Raw genomic sequence first — 14,661 nt, forward strand, 5'->3', positions numbered from 1 at the left:
CCTTTACCACTTTTAAAATCAACCTTTGGTCATAATGACTTTGCTTACGATCGCGGACAGCATAAACGTCCTGTTCCTTGTATTCCATACACTCGTGAATTGTGTATAGCTATTTCAGGACAAGACATCATCTAAATTATTTAGTCTTAAAGTGTCTAAATCTTCTCTAATCAACCTATAATCAAAACATTCACCAAGATAGACTTTTCCATTAAATTCGAATCTTGTAAAAAACTTATTTTGATTTATTTTTACTCGTCTGAATCTTTTATTTTTTAATGGTTTGATAAACTTATTATAATATTTTGAGTCCAAGATGTAGCTAAGAAACATTGCATAATTTAATAATTGTGTTTCATAAGAACTATCCTCGCCAGATTTATTGTTATCATCAGGTGGATCATCAACTACTACGCATTGCGAATTTTTAAGGTCTCCTGGATTGTTAATCATTGCAATTGTACCAAAACGTAAATAAACATCTTTTAATGATGCACTATTTTTCTTTTCTATAATATCTTTTTTAAAACTATTGTAGTATGCACTTACAGTTCCCTTAGTTTCTAATTCGTATTCTAAATTATCAACAATTAAAGAATAGTCCAAATATTTTCCATTAGTAGGAATTCCTATTTTTTTAAATTTATTTGGATTTGTATTTAATAGTTCTACAGTATATTTTATTCCAAAAGCGACTCCTATAATTTCAGAGATTGTTTTTTTCTTCCTATCATCAACTGATAAATTCTCGATTTTATTTGCTTCTACATTTATGAAATCAGAATGCAATAGTTCGTAAGCAGGAATTTTAGACTGTAGGTAATCAAAATCTGAATCAATAATATGTGGTGGAATTTCTTCAACCATAATTCCATATTTAAAAATTTCAGGTTTGCAAATCTCAAATTCTAATTTAGATTTAAAAAGTTCTGAGTCTTTAACTGTTTCATCCAAATAAATTTTCATTTTTGATTTGCTCATTCTGAATATTTTTGATGTTTCTTTGATTCTGCGGGTGCATTACTGCTAACTAGTATATAATCGCTGTAAAGTAGCGATTATACAACCATAATGGGGTAGATTATCACTATTTTGTAGCATCTGTTGTTTTTCCAAATATATAAATTAATACCGAAAACACTGATAAAAAATATTAGTATTATATTTATTTTTCAAAACTAACTTCTTTTAATTCAGGTATGTTACGGAAAACCGTAAAGGTTGGTTTTTAATATATTCTTTATTGATTCCAGTAGTGATAGAAAGCCTTTCAGAGTGGGTGATTACTTTTTCTAGTATGTGGAGCAGTGACCAACAGGCATTTCGTAATCAAAAAACAAAAAAAATTGATAGGAAATGAATTATATTCCTATATTTGAGAAAACAAAAAAAGTATATAAATAGTCATAAAATACACTTAAAAGTGTATTTTTGTTTGCAAACAACTAGTAAAGTGAATATATTTGCTCTAGAAATATGGGATGATGAAGGTGCAAAGTGTACTTTTTACACCGTGAGATACGATGATCTTCAAACCAATGAGACTGATTTGTTTTTTGAGAAGTATGATGCTTTACCAGAATACAAACAAGCCAATCAGGAATTATTATCATTTGTAGTATACGCAATCGGAGAGGATCATGGTGCAATTAATGAATTGTTTAACAGAAATGAAAACGAAGTAAAAGGATTGCCTGTTCAAGGTAAAGTGGTACTCGATGAAATTACCTATCACTATCCAAATTTTCCGTTACGATTATACGCCTTAAAAATTACAAACAATATCGTTATACTTTTTAACGGAGGTATCAAAGATGACAAAACAAATCAAAAAAGTTCACTACACTTAATTTGGAGAGATGCATGCGAATTTGCTAAACGAATTCTCGAAGCTATTCGTGACGGTACAATTATCGTAGATAAAAAAAATAGAAAACTTACTAATTATGATGGTTCAGATGAAATCATCCTCTAAAAATCCAAAATTATGAGAAGCAAAGTAGCCCAAAGAATTTTAGCAGAAACACCCGAAGAAACAAAAATCTTCGCTAAGTTATACGCTGACATTGTGGTACGCGTAAATCAGCTATTAAAAGAAAAAGGATTTAGCCAAAAGGATCTGGCTGAAAAATTGGAAAAAAGACCTTCAGAAGTGAATAAATGGTTAGTAGGCGAACACAATTTCACTTTGCGTTCACTTGCAAAATTAGAAGCAGAATTGGGTGATACCATTATTACTGTACCGCATAGAAAGCCTGTGTCTTCTTCGATAGGGGGTAAAAGACATATTACTGTTTACAAGAATGCACATGTTACCACCAAAGATGTATCCTTTACCCATGTGTGGAAAAAATCTAAGACCAAATCAAAAACACCATTAGCCAATGTCAGCTAATATTTTACATCCGGAAAAAATAGAAATTGTAGATTTCAAAATCATTAAAGGGCAAATCAACAGCCCTTTTGATTTTGAAAATAAAAAAGTAGAAGGCCATATTTTCAATGTTGATTTCGAATTGGGATTTAATCTTGAAGACAAATTGGCAAGAGCTGATTTTTCAGTCAATGTCGAGACTAAGAGCAATGGAGATACTATTGAAGAAGCAGTTGGCAATTTCAGTTTTGTTTATGTTTTTTATGTGGATAATATAGAAGAACTCACTACTGTCGAAAAAGACGAAATCATTACTGTTCACCCAGCTTTAGGGAATGCATTGGCTTCTATAACCTATTCAACATCGAGAGGGATTTTAATGACGCGCTTCCAAGGAACTGTTTTAAGTGATTTTATCCTGCCCGTTATCAATCCTAATGATTTATTAGAAAAAGGAAAGAAATAAAACCTGATAGCACACGACAGCGGATTTACACACGAACGAAGTGAACTGACGAAGTAATCCGTGCCCACAAAGACTAGTCATTTCAATTTCATAAAAAAAGCTACAGGAATTATTTTCTTGCAGCTTTTTTTTGTGTGTTAACTTTATAGCATATTGCTTGGTAAAGATTATAGATTAAGTTCACTTCGTTCGTGTACAAATCTGTTATCTTACTAAGAAACTTTTTTTTACATATCTAAACGATATCTTATTCTATGAGATCTCTATTATGAGTGACACTAGTGATTGTCAAACTCTCTGCGTTTGTAAAAGCTGTCATCATCACTGTCCTCATTATGACTGGAATCATTTTCGGGGTAGTAGGATTTCATTACACTTCGCTCATAATTTCTATCAAAATTCTGCTGACTGTTAAATCGGTTCGTGTTTTTAAAAGTATGATATCCTATACTGTTAGCCATGACAATCTTCGTGTCTTTATTTATGCTAACAGATCCGATGGGTATGATAATATGGCTGTTTCCGTCTTTATAGATGAACTCCTTTCCATTGTCGTTCGCTATAGCATCATGCACCTCATTACTGCTGTCCTCTATCAATGCTTTATCTACATTTACATCCAGATAGACAACGCGCTGCATGTCTTTATTAACCCACAGATTATCAATTTTGCCTATAGTCCGGTTATCAGCGTCCACTATTTTCCATCCTCTTACATCAGAATAATTTGAAGCAATCTTATAATCCGAAAGCTCATCCAATTTGTATAAATTTCTGTCTTTATTTTCCATAATTTCTTTTTTACTATTATATATTCATTTTCTGCTGCGTACAGCTGCGGGAAAATATAGATTGTATTTCCTTAATAGGTGAAATAACACAATTATCCTGCTGTTTAGCTGTCACTTTCTAACGTACACTTGTACTGTTTTCGATTTCTACGTTACTTTCACTTTGAGTTTCGGTATTACTCAAAAGGATGAAGTATAAAAGTGCTGCGATTATCAGCCCTGCAGCAATCCACGGCCATACCGGTTTTTTTTTCTCAATTTTAATTTCTGCCATGACTTTATTTTTTTTGATTATAAAATAGTTTTAATCCAATACTAAAGGTACAAAGGAGACTAGACTAAGATGTATGTAATTTTAGCAAAAAGTTATATAATTCACACCAGACTAACTATTAAAATGCGGATGGGGAACACAGTAATAACACACCCTCTGGTGCTCGTTTGCAACGAGTACCTACTTACTTGTGCAAAAGAAACAAAGCGTTTCCAACGCGGGGCTAATAAATAAATTACCCGATAGCGCAGAATTATTTCGTCAGTTTGTCCCGATAATTGTCGGGACTCGGGTGCATTCTTTGCCCACAAAGAGTAGTAATTTCAATTTTATAAAAAAGCTAACGGAATTATTTTCTACTGGTTTATTCTGTGTCTTAGCACCACGCCCCATAAAGTCCCCCGACTTTGTATAACATGGCATTTTCTTTCTATTTCCTGCCATAATGAAATAATAGGAGCTACTTAATTGAATTATATACTCTTAATACATTCTCAACAATAGCACCAAAACCATTGTCAAAATGATGGTTCCCTGGCAATACTATTACTTTTGATTCTGCTGCTTCAAACTTTTTACGAACAGTTTCACTTTCCTCATTTCCAAAAAAACAAACGGGATTCAGCGATTTAATTCTACTGATTTCAGCGATAACATTATATTTTTCAATGGAATGCACACTTATCATATCCAAAAGATGAATTTCAAAATCAGCAGTTTCGTCGGGGGATAAACTATACACTCCTTTTATTTTTTCTTTTAATTCGTCTGGAAAATTATTGGCTATGAATGGAATTACTGAAGCCCCAAAGGAATAACCCACCAAAATAAATGACTTCTTATTCCATTGCTTCATATAATGATTGATTGCATTTGAAATATCCAAAGCGCTTTTTTGCGGTGTTTTAGCATTCCAAAAATAACTTTGTGCATCTAACCCAATTACCGGAATTCCGTTTTTTGAAAATTGCTCTCCTAGTTCTTGGTCAAAACTGGTCCATCCACCATCACCAGAAATCATAAAAGCAAGCGGCAAACTTTCTTTTGTATCTGAATGGATTATTGTCAGCGGCAAGTCTGTTTGATAAGTTTGAAAATTTTTTGGTTGATTTCCTTTATTTTCTATTGTTTTCCTTTCTGCATAAGTGGGGGTATTTTGAATTTTTGTATAAGCTGTACTAAATTGTGGCAACCAATTTTTTGTTACCGAAAAACCGTGACCGACTTTGGGCAGCCCAATTAATTGTTCTGCATTCACTTCTTTCCCATATTTTATCGCATCCGCAAAGGGGCAATCGAGGTCTTTAAGCCCTTGAAGAACAATAAATGGTGCTGTTAGTTTTTCGCTGGGATTCAGATAAAAAGACTTCCCGGGTTTTAAAACTTTTGTTGTTAATGCCGTTCCGTTGCATAAGGTTTTGTCTAATTTAATATCAGGACAAAAACCCATTACAACCGCTCCTTTGAAAGTGTTGGCGGGCGCTTGTGCCAATGCACCATAAACTAATGTTGCTCCAGAAGAATAGCCAACCAAAATAGGTTTGAAATAATTAGGAAAATGATATCTTTTTTGGATTTCTAAACTCAAGTTTTCAAAATCACTTGCTGGATAATAACATTTTACGTTCAGTTTTTTGGTGTTTCTATAGTAAGAAAGGATGTTTACACCCGCAACCATTGCACCTTGATTTGCAATATTTTTTGCTATGTCAACAACCCCTTGATTCCAGCCACCATCACCCGAAATAAAAAGTACAAATGCTTTTGGTGTGCCCGTTGGTTTGTATATCGCTACATTTCCAAATGAGCCATAATTGACAACATCATTTGCCAATGCTTTAGTATTTAGAGCAAATGCGATTATAAGGGCTATAATAAGATTTTTCATTTGGTGTGTTTTTAAAACTAATTGCAAATACCAACGCATTATGGTTTAATAACTTTAGACAAAATTCTAGGCACTTGTATCAAATCGTAATCGTCTGAAAAAATCACGTATTGATTGTGCCAAGCGGGTGAAAATTTCTCTTTAAAATTTCGCAATCCTTTGTAATGCGAAAACGATTTTACTTTTTCATAAGCATATTTCATTGATTTATCCTGAATGGTTTTTGGATTATCAATACCACTCATTGGAACCAATCCTAAATTAATTGTGCTGTAATTTTGAGATTTCAAATAATTAAAGAGGGCTATCAAAATGAAATCCATTACACCATTTGGTGCATCGGCTGTTTTACGAATAAGATCATACGTTGCCTCTCCGTTCACGCTGTCTGGAATAATATTCAGAAAGGCAATTATTTTTTCTTCCTTGTTTTCAACCGTTATTATGGTTTGGTGTTTTAATTCTTCAATATTAAATAAGCCTTGAGAGAAAATAATTTCGGTTCTCTTTGTTTCTTTTAGCCATTCATCACTGACTGCTTCCAGTTTTTGTAAAATCCCATCTTTTATGGGTGGTTGATATATCATTGTTTTAAATCCGTTTTCTACAATTTTATTCATAGCATTTCGCAACGATTTTTTACTGTTCCCTTCCAGGCTGAATTCGGATAAATTCACTATCCCTTCCTGACCAAGAAAAAAGTGTTTTTTATGCAATGCTTGATACAGGCTTAAGTCTTTCTCTGATATTCTGTAATAGATACTTTTTAATCCGCATTCGTAACAAAAATGGTCAAATTCAACAATACAACTTTTCATTTCCTGCTCGTTTTTTGCCACAGGATTTTCGAGTACAACAGCATAATTTCCGGCTAATCTGTACGATATAAAAGCATTTTTGTTTTGGGAAATAAAAAGTAGCTTATCAAAATAAGTTTTAAAATAATCCAGACTAGAATTTCCATACTTTTTAATTAATTCATTTGCCAATTTTTTTTCTTCATCAGTAATTGCATTTTTTATAACGTATGGGTTTGTCAATGTGTAGATTAAAAACCCAAGGGACAAAAAACCGCTGATTTTTATAGACATTAGAAAATGATTGGCAAAACTATCTAACGGAACCAGATTGGAACTGCCTACCAAAAAATAATTCTGTAATGTGTATCTGATGGATTGCAATAGGCTAAAATTAATGTCGAAGTGTTTTTTATCTAAAAAATAAAATCCAATAGTTCCATAAACCAGTACAGCAATTATGCTTAGAATGGAAGTTTCTAATCCCAATAAACTAAGTTTTGGATTGGTCTTAACGTAATATTCTTTTCGGGTTGCGATCAAAATTAGGATTACCACAAAGGCAATAATAGCCTCTTCATAATCGATCGCTTTGGTTAAATTCCCAACGAAAGAAACTATAGACAATGCCAATGCAAACCACCAGGCCATACGCAATCCCTTGAGCATAAAAGAGGCCGTGACCAACAAAAATAACCCCGATGTAAAAACCAGATAATTCGAAGCGTGAATGGCTTCCAGTGGCAAATAATTTTTCAGATATACTAAACGATTGTTTATTGCCGGAGTTAAAACCGAAATTATGTTGATGATACCCAAACCCAATAAAAGGAATGCCGGAATGATGCGCATTAATACCTTGTTTATTTTGGATGCAAAAATCAGTATCCCTGCAAACAAAGGTGTCCAGAACTCGAAAATTCGATACAGAAAAGCGATTGCTATGGCGTCCACATTACCAAAACCATAACGGATTAAAATATAACTCATGGAGGCTTCAACAGCACCGAGACCGCGCATAAAAGGAGATATAATTAAAAAGATCATTGAAATAATATAACCGATAGAAGCGATTAGAAGTGAAGGTTCAAAATGCAACGCTATCATGGCTACATACAAATGGGCAATCCCAACAATCTCAATTGATACTGAATAAAGAACCGCTATAAAAAATTTCCTTTTGTCAATTATTTGATTCTCTATATCATTTAAAAAGATTTCGGTTTTGGGAAGCCATTTGGTCAATAATGTATACATATATCCTTTTGCAATCAGAGAACGATATATTGAAATCAATACTATTATAAACACAATAATTGATAGTAACGCATACCAATCACTTGCACCAATAGTTGCTTTTAAAAAAGTATAAATAAAAACAGGAATTGCAACGAGAACTACAGAAAGTATGCCAATAAAAGCATAAAGGCCTGATGCCAAATGAATTTGAAGCTCTGAGTTTCCTTTTTTTTTGATGGCATTATTGAAAAAAAGCAAAGACGAAAATCCTCCGGCAGGCAGAAAAACACTAATGAAATTTCGTTTTAAGAAAAGTATAACTGCGTCTTTTAGTTCTATTTTGGCATTTATTGCAGCAAATGAAGCAACATACAGCAATCCTTGTAAAACAAAATATACTATCGTTATAAATAGACCCACAACAACCCAAAGCAAAGTAGCATTGCTTACGGCATTTTTTATTTGAATTATTTCTGGCGTTTCGTGCTTTATAAACCAAATTCCCAGTCCAATAAAGAAAGCACCAATTATAAATTGAACACATAGCTTTCTATTTTCTTTATTGAAGGGCAAAAACTTTTTTTTTGCCAATCTAGTATTGAAAATCAATAGGGTAGAAGCTATCATTTTATAATAATTTGATTGATACTGATTGTGTTCAAAAGTAACCTGAGTAAATGAAGAAAAAATGAAGTTTTGAAAAATAAAAACCCAATTATTGCTTGAAAATCAAAACATTAAACAACTAAAATTACTAAAAATATTCTTTTTTACAAAGTAGTTTTCGCTCGAAACAAGTCCAAGGGAATAGATTATGATAAATATCCTCGATTAGACTTTTAATTTTATAAAATGACTAAGCAGGCCATTAGAAGTGAATACGTAAAAATAAAGAAGTAAAAAAGATTAAATTTGAATGTCGATTCTACTCTTTAATTAAACAAAGTAATCAATGAAATTATCTTTATTTAAAATTTTATTAGTTTTCTTCTTTTTAGCATTCATTTCTTGCGAAAAGAAAGCAGAAAAACTAAAGCCTTATCAAGCGGGAGTGGTTATTTCTTTTGATGATGCTTATGTAGATGAATGGTTTTATGCCGATAAAGTCTTGAAAAAATACAATTGGAAAGCTACTTTTTGTGTCTGCAGAATTGATTCTATTGGTGCACCTCAAATCAAAAAACTACTTGAATTACAAAAGGAAGGTCACGAAATTGCAGGCCACGGATACCACCATTACAATGCCGTAAAATTTGTAGCGGCACATGGGATTAACGAGTATGTGAAGCAGGAAATAGACCCTATGATGGCTTCCATGAAAAGATTTTCTTTTAATGTTACGTCGTTTGCCTATCCCTATGGTGAACGATCTGATGCGATTGATAAAGCATTGACACCCAAATATAAAGTGATCCGAGGAAGAGCTTTTTGCCAAGATGTTCCTGAAAAGGAGGGTTGTTATTTTAGAAATTCTAAATTTCTTTATGCTTTTGATATTGACGATAGTCATATTCATTTTAGCATTCCTTATCTTTTGGAATTATTGGATGATGCCAAGAAAAAGAATAAAATATTGATTTTATGCAGTCATAAACCAGTTAAAAAATTGACCGGCAATTATCAGACAAGAATTGAAACTTTAGAGTTTTTATGCAAATACATGAAACTGAATAACCTGAAATTTTATAGGTTATCGGACTTGGATAATTTAGAAACTATAAAATAGGACGGGATAGCTGATCTTTTAAAAGCTTAAGGGCGTAAATACACGAAACATTTTAAACGAAAATGGCTTAATTCCAGTAGCTTTAACAGGACAATTTTCGAAACTTATTCCAGATGATTTTAAAAAATAAATAAGCATTTAATATTAATTTACTGGTTCAAATTCCTCCATTGTCACTATAAAGAAACTTAAAAATAAAAGAGGCAACCTAAATGATTGCCTCTTTCTTTAGAATTGAATTTTTGTTTTTTCAGATAGTTAAATTGTTATCTTTAGAACCTGATGCTCTTTTTAAAGCATTAAAATTTTAGTGTTGCCTTCTTCAAATCTTGTGTAAAATTGTTCGTAAACAGCGTCACATGAACCACAAAACTTTTCAAGAAATTGGGAAGTTTTTGGGACAGAATTCAGCAATTTAGATACAAATACTATTTTAAGTATATTTGCTATCCTAAAACGAACCGATAGTGTCTCAAATAAATAAATTAAAAATATTCAATGATCCCATTTATGGGTTTATTACTATCCCTAATGCCTTAATCTACGATTTAGTTCAGCACCCTTATTTTCAAAGACTGAGACGTATTTCGCAAATGGGTTTGTCCTATTTGGTATATCCAGGTGCCAATCATACCCGCTTTCATCACGCTTTAGGATGTATGCATTTAATGCAAAAAGTAGTCGACGTATTGCGTTTCAAAGAGGTAAACATTAGCCCTGAAGAAGAAAATGCATTATATATTGCCATATTATTACACGATGTTGGGCATGGTCCTTTTTCGCACGCAATGGAAAGTAGTATAGTGGAAGATGTACATCATGAGGAAATCTCATTACTGTTAATGAATGAACTCAATATTGAATTTCAAGGTCAATTGAATCTTGCCATTAAAGTTTTTAAGGGAGAATACCATCGTAAGTTTATGTTGCAGCTAATTTCAAGCCAGCTGGATATGGATCGAATGGATTATTTAAAACGAGACAGCTTTTATTCGGGAGTTTCGGAAGGAAATGTCAATTCTGAACGATTGATACAAATGATGAATGTGGTGGATGATGTTTTGGTTATTGAAGAAAAAGGAATCTACTCGGTCGAAAAATTCCTAATGTCAAGACGATTGATGTATTGGCAGGTATATTTGCATAAAACAAGTTTGGCAGCCGAATTAACTTTGACCAAAGTCTTAAAACGTGCCAAAGAATTGACCGAAAGAGGTATTGTTTTGCCTTGCAGCGAACCATTGTTGTTTTTTATGCAAAAAAAAGTGAAAATGGAGACTTTTGATCCAAAAACAGTGAAATTATTTACCAAGCTGGATGATTTTGACATCATCAGTGCTTTAAAAGCCTGGGAAAACCAAGATGATTTTATACTGTCTTCATTGAGTAAAATGATTATCAATAGGGATCTTTTCAAAATCAAGTTAACCAATGACAAGGTTCCACTGGAAGAATTACAGTTACAAAAGGAACGATTTTCCATTCAAAACAAAATTTCGTTGGCCGAATCCAATTATTTCATTTTCAAAGGAAAAATAAAAAGCCAGGCCTACAGTAAAATTGCCGAACCCATCCGAATTCTAAACAAAGACAAGACAATTGAGGATGTTGTAGAAGCTTCAGACCAGCTGAATTTGAAATCGTTATCTAAGTTAGTCACTAAGTATTACATTTGTTTTCCAAAACAACTGATTTAAAATTAACATTTAAAACCTATTTTTTATATTTTTGTCGCAAAAACTAGCCAATCTATTTTTATTAAATATTGTGAGAACTTACATTAGCACGTTCCATCTTATATTTTTTTAAAAATACAATTCAATAAGATGAAATTTAAAGCTGAACAAATAGCGGGTATTTTGGAGGGAGAAATTGTTGGGGATCCCAACATTGAGGTTTCCCGTTTATCTAAAATTGAGGAAGGGGTTGAAGGGTCGCTTACTTTTCTATCCAACCCAAAATACAACAATTACATATACACCACAAAAGCGTCCATAACAATTGTCAACGAATCTTTTGTTCCTGAATTCCCTATAACCACAACTCTTATAAAAGTTGCTGATGCCTACAAATCATTTTCCAAATTATTGGAATTTTACAATCAGGTGAAGCTGAATAAAAACGGTATTGAAACTCCTTCTTTTATTTCAGATAGCGCAAAGTATGGGGAAAATTTATATTTAGGAAGTTTTAGCTATATAGGTGACAATGTTATAATAGGTGATAACGTCAAAATATACCCAGGAAGTTTTATCGGTGATAATGTAACTATTGGAAATAATGTGGTTATTTTTGCTGGGGCTAAAATTTATTCCGAAACAGTAATTGGAAATAATTGTACGATTCATTCCGGTACAATTATTGGTGCAGATGGTTTTGGTTATGCACCAAATGAGGATGGTACATACAATAAAATACCTCAAATTGGAAATGTAATTATAGAAGACCATGTGGATATTGGTGCCAATTCGACTATTGACAGAGCCACATTAGGATCAACTATTATCAGAGCAGGTGTAAAATTGGACAATCAGATTCAAATTGCGCACAACGTTGAAATTGGACGTAATACGGTTATTGCAGCCCAATCTGGAATTGCAGGTTCTACCAAAATAGGGGAGAACTGCATGATAGGGGGACAAGTAGGTATTGTGGGCCATTTGACTGTTGGAAATAATGTTCGTATTCAGGCTCAATCGGGAGTAGGACGAAATATAAAAGATAATGAAATACTTCAGGGAAGCCCAACTTTTGGATATTCTGATTACAGTAAATCATATGTACATTTTAAGAATTTACCAAAATTGGTAAAAGAAATAGAAGAGTTAAAAAAACAAATATTAAACCAAAAAAATGGAAACAATGGTTAAACAGAAGACCATCAAAACAGAAATTTCGCTAACGGGAGTTGGATTACATACTGGAAAAGAAGTTAAAATGACTTTTAAACCTGCTCCAGTAAATAATGGCTTTACATTTGTTCGTGTCGATCTTGAAGGTCACCCTGTTATTGAAGCTGATGCAAATTATGTAGTCAATACGCAACGTGGTACTAATTTAGAAAAATTAGGTGTCAAAATTCAAACTCCAGAACATGTTTTGGCAGCTTTAATGGGTTGTGACTTGGATAACGTTATTATTGAGTTGGATGCATCTGAACTGCCAATTATGGATGGTTCTTCTAAATTTTTCATGGAAGCTATTGAGGAAGCTGGAATTATTGAGCAAGAATTAAACCGAAACGTTTATGTTGTAAAAGAAGTGATCTCTTTTACTGACGAAGCTTCTGGAAGTGAAATCATGGTTATGCCAAGTGATCATTATAGTGTTACTACAATGGTTGATTTTGGAACAAAAATATTAGGCACTCAAAATGCCACTCTAAAAACTATAGGTGATTTCAAAACGGAAATTTCCAATGCAAGAACTTTTAGCTTCTTACATGAATTGGAAGCCCTATTAGAAAATGGCTTGATTAAAGGAGGAGATTTAAACAATGCGATCGTATATGTAGACAAAGATATTTCTGAATCTACAATGGAAAGCCTGAAGAAAGCCTTTGGTAAAGATGAAATTACGGTAAAGCCGAACGGAATTTTGGACAATCTGACTTTACATTATCCAAATGAGGCAGCAAGACACAAATTACTTGACGTAATTGGTGATTTAGCCCTAATAGGAACCAAAATTCAAGGAAAAATCATTGCAAACAAACCTGGGCATTATGTAAATACTCAGTTTGCAAAAAAAATGGCAAAAATCATCAAAAGCGAACAAAGAAATTATGTTCCGACCTATGACTTAAACCAAGAGCCATTAATGGATATCCATAAAATTATGGCTATGTTGCCTCATAGACCTCCATTTTTATTGATTGACAGAATCATTGAAATGTCGGATAGTCATGTTGTGGGAATGAAAAATGTTACAATGAACGAAAGTTTCTTCGTTGGACATTTTCCTAATGCACCTGTAATGCCTGGAGTTTTGATTGTTGAAGCAATGGCACAAACAGGAGGAATATTAGTTTTAAGCACTGTTCCGGATCCTGAAAATTATTTGACATTTTTCATGAAAATTGACAATGTAAAATTCAAGCAAAAAGTTTTGCCGGGAGATACACTTATATTCAAATGTGATTTGATTACCCCAATACGAAGAGGAATTTGTCACATGCAAGCCAATGCATATTCAAATGGGCGATTGGTTGCCCAAGCGGAGCTAATGGCACAAATTGCAAGAAAACAATAATTTTTTGTTGATTTGGTTAATTGCAGACGCAATTAATCGATTAAACAGTTTAACGATTAAACAAAACATATGAATCAACCGTTAGCATACGTTCATCCAGGTGCAAAAATCGCCAAAAATGTTGTAATCGAGCCTTTTACAACCATCCATAACAATGTTGTTATTGGTGATGGAACTTGGATAGGTTCTAATGTTACAATAATGGAGGGAGCAAGAATTGGTAAAAATTGCAATATTTTTCCAGGAGCAGTAATTGCTGCAGTCCCTCAGGATTTAAAATTTGGAGGAGAAGATTCTCTCGCAATTATTGGAGATAATTGTACAATAAGAGAATGTGTAACTATCAATAGGGGAACTATAGCTTCAGGTCAAACTGTAATTGGGAATAATTGCCTAATCATGGCAACAGCCCATATTGCTCACGATTGCCATGTTGGAAACAACGCTATTATTGTAAATGGGGTTCTTTTAGGAGGACACGTAACGATTGGAAATTATGCTGTTATTGGTGGACTATCTGCTGTACATCAGTTTATCAGTGTTGGTGACCATGCCATGGTATCAGGAGGTTCTTTACTAAGAAAAGATGTTCCGCCATATACTAAAGCGGCAAAAGAGCCTCTATCCTATGTGGGAATAAATTCCGTGGGATTAAGAAGACGTGGGTTTACATCCGAAAAAATCAGAGAAATTCAGGAAATTTACAGAATTTTATACCAAAAAAACTATAATGTAACACAAGCTCTGGACATAATAGAAGGAGAAATGGAAGCTACACCTGAGCGCGATGAAGTCATTGACTTTATTCGAAACTCATCAAGAGGTGTAATGAAAGGATATTCAGGGAATTACTAA

The 14,661-nt window shown here is 33.2% G+C and carries 13 protein-coding genes; 8 read left to right on the forward strand and 5 right to left on the reverse strand.

All coding sequences use genetic code 11. The annotated features are described in order from the left end of the window. Window positions 1-114 precede the first annotated feature (114 nt). Window positions 115-981 carry a hypothetical protein gene (locus DOS84_RS19240; protein WP_207802065.1) on the reverse strand — a complete coding sequence of 289 codons (867 nt, stop codon included), beginning with the start codon at window positions 979-981 and terminating at the stop codon, window positions 115-117. A 454-nt stretch (window positions 982-1,435) separates the two neighbouring features. Between DOS84_RS19240 and DOS84_RS14100 the strand changes: the two genes are divergently transcribed. The 3 genes from DOS84_RS14100 to DOS84_RS14110 are packed head-to-tail and all read left to right on the forward strand — an operon-like array spanning window position 1,436 to window position 2,840. Beyond that, window positions 1,436-1,975 carry a hypothetical protein gene (locus DOS84_RS14100; protein WP_124020649.1) on the forward strand — a complete coding sequence of 180 codons (540 nt, stop codon included), beginning with the start codon at window positions 1,436-1,438 and terminating at the stop codon, window positions 1,973-1,975. 12 nt (window positions 1,976-1,987) lie between these two features. Further along, entirely contained in the window at window positions 1,988-2,395 is a 408-nt protein-coding gene (locus tag DOS84_RS14105; RefSeq protein ID WP_111410768.1) for a helix-turn-helix domain-containing protein, read from the forward strand. Then, window positions 2,385-2,840 (forward strand): hypothetical protein, encoded by a 456-nt coding sequence (locus DOS84_RS14110; protein ID WP_111410769.1) that lies wholly within the window; start codon window positions 2,385-2,387, stop codon window positions 2,838-2,840. Before DOS84_RS14105 ends, DOS84_RS14110 begins: the two co-directional genes overlap by 11 nt. A gap of 278 nt (window positions 2,841-3,118) precedes the next feature. Here the strand turns inward: DOS84_RS14110 and DOS84_RS14115 are convergent, their stop codons facing one another. From DOS84_RS14115 to DOS84_RS14125, 4 genes are all read right to left on the reverse strand, one after another. After that, window positions 3,119-3,631 (reverse strand): PRC-barrel domain-containing protein, encoded by a 513-nt coding sequence (locus DOS84_RS14115; protein ID WP_111410770.1) that lies wholly within the window; start codon window positions 3,629-3,631, stop codon window positions 3,119-3,121. A gap of 118 nt (window positions 3,632-3,749) precedes the next feature. Then, window positions 3,750-3,905 carry a hypothetical protein gene (locus tag DOS84_RS19125; RefSeq protein WP_165830446.1) on the reverse strand — a complete coding sequence of 52 codons (156 nt, stop codon included), beginning with the start codon at window positions 3,903-3,905 and terminating at the stop codon, window positions 3,750-3,752. Window positions 3,906-4,365: 460 nt separating this feature from the next. After that, window positions 4,366-5,793, reverse strand: coding sequence for an AcvB/VirJ family lysyl-phosphatidylglycerol hydrolase (locus DOS84_RS14120; RefSeq protein WP_111410907.1), 1,428 nt, complete (start codon window positions 5,791-5,793; stop codon window positions 4,366-4,368). Between the two features lie 38 nt (window positions 5,794-5,831). Beyond that, window positions 5,832-8,456 carry a phosphatidylglycerol lysyltransferase domain-containing protein gene (locus DOS84_RS14125; RefSeq protein WP_111410771.1) on the reverse strand — a complete coding sequence of 875 codons (2,625 nt, stop codon included), beginning with the start codon at window positions 8,454-8,456 and terminating at the stop codon, window positions 5,832-5,834. A gap of 325 nt (window positions 8,457-8,781) precedes the next feature. On the opposite strand from DOS84_RS14125, the gene DOS84_RS14130 reads away from it, so the two are divergent. The 5 genes from DOS84_RS14130 to lpxA all read left to right on the forward strand — a co-directional run bounded on the left by DOS84_RS14130 (window position 8,782) and on the right by lpxA (window position 14,661). After that, entirely contained in the window at window positions 8,782-9,555 is a 774-nt protein-coding gene (locus tag DOS84_RS14130) for a polysaccharide deacetylase family protein (protein WP_111410772.1), read from the forward strand. A 467-nt stretch (window positions 9,556-10,022) separates the two neighbouring features. Next, window positions 10,023-11,252, forward strand: coding sequence for an HD domain-containing protein (locus DOS84_RS14135; RefSeq protein WP_111410773.1), 1,230 nt, complete (start codon window positions 10,023-10,025; stop codon window positions 11,250-11,252). Window positions 11,253-11,381: 129 nt separating this feature from the next. Next, window positions 11,382-12,425, forward strand: a complete 1,044-nt coding sequence (gene lpxD / locus DOS84_RS14140; protein WP_111410774.1) for a UDP-3-O-(3-hydroxymyristoyl)glucosamine N-acyltransferase — start codon at window positions 11,382-11,384, stop codon at window positions 12,423-12,425. Continuing rightward, window positions 12,418-13,806, forward strand: a complete 1,389-nt coding sequence (locus tag DOS84_RS14145) for a bifunctional UDP-3-O-[3-hydroxymyristoyl] N-acetylglucosamine deacetylase/3-hydroxyacyl-ACP dehydratase (protein WP_111410908.1) — start codon at window positions 12,418-12,420, stop codon at window positions 13,804-13,806. The genes lpxD and DOS84_RS14145 overlap by 8 nt, the downstream gene beginning before the upstream one ends. Before the next feature lie 69 nt (window positions 13,807-13,875). After that, on the forward strand, window positions 13,876-14,661 hold the full coding sequence (gene lpxA, locus DOS84_RS14150; protein WP_111410775.1) for an acyl-ACP--UDP-N-acetylglucosamine O-acyltransferase: 786 nt from the start codon (window positions 13,876-13,878) through the stop codon (window positions 14,659-14,661).

The sequence above is a fragment of the Flavobacterium aquariorum genome (assembly GCF_003254745.1).
Taxonomy (GTDB): Bacteria; Bacteroidota; Bacteroidia; order Flavobacteriales; family Flavobacteriaceae; genus Flavobacterium; species Flavobacterium aquariorum.

Bases quoted from the DNA above. Each gene is read 5' to 3' on its own strand.
- DOS84_RS14120 (WP_111410907.1), bottom strand. From the start codon at position 5,793: ATGAAAAATCTTATTATAGCCCTTATAATCGCATTTGCTCTAAATACT.
- DOS84_RS14115 (WP_111410770.1), bottom strand. From the start codon at position 3,631: ATGGAAAATAAAGACAGAAATTTATACAAATTGGATGAGCTTTCGGAT.
- lpxD (WP_111410774.1), top strand. From the start codon at position 11,382: ATGAAATTTAAAGCTGAACAAATAGCGGGTATTTTGGAGGGAGAAATT.
- lpxA (WP_111410775.1), top strand. From the start codon at position 13,876: ATGAATCAACCGTTAGCATACGTTCATCCAGGTGCAAAAATCGCCAAA.
- DOS84_RS19125 (WP_165830446.1), bottom strand. From the start codon at position 3,905: ATGGCAGAAATTAAAATTGAGAAAAAAAAACCGGTATGGCCGTGGATT.
- DOS84_RS19240 (WP_207802065.1), bottom strand. From the start codon at position 981: ATGAGCAAATCAAAAATGAAAATTTATTTGGATGAAACAGTTAAAGAC.
- DOS84_RS14145 (WP_111410908.1), top strand. From the start codon at position 12,418: ATGGTTAAACAGAAGACCATCAAAACAGAAATTTCGCTAACGGGAGTT.
- DOS84_RS14130 (WP_111410772.1), top strand. From the start codon at position 8,782: ATGAAATTATCTTTATTTAAAATTTTATTAGTTTTCTTCTTTTTAGCA.
- DOS84_RS14105 (WP_111410768.1), top strand. From the start codon at position 1,988: ATGAGAAGCAAAGTAGCCCAAAGAATTTTAGCAGAAACACCCGAAGAA.
- DOS84_RS14110 (WP_111410769.1), top strand. From the start codon at position 2,385: ATGTCAGCTAATATTTTACATCCGGAAAAAATAGAAATTGTAGATTTC.
- DOS84_RS14125 (WP_111410771.1), bottom strand. From the start codon at position 8,456: ATGATAGCTTCTACCCTATTGATTTTCAATACTAGATTGGCAAAAAAA.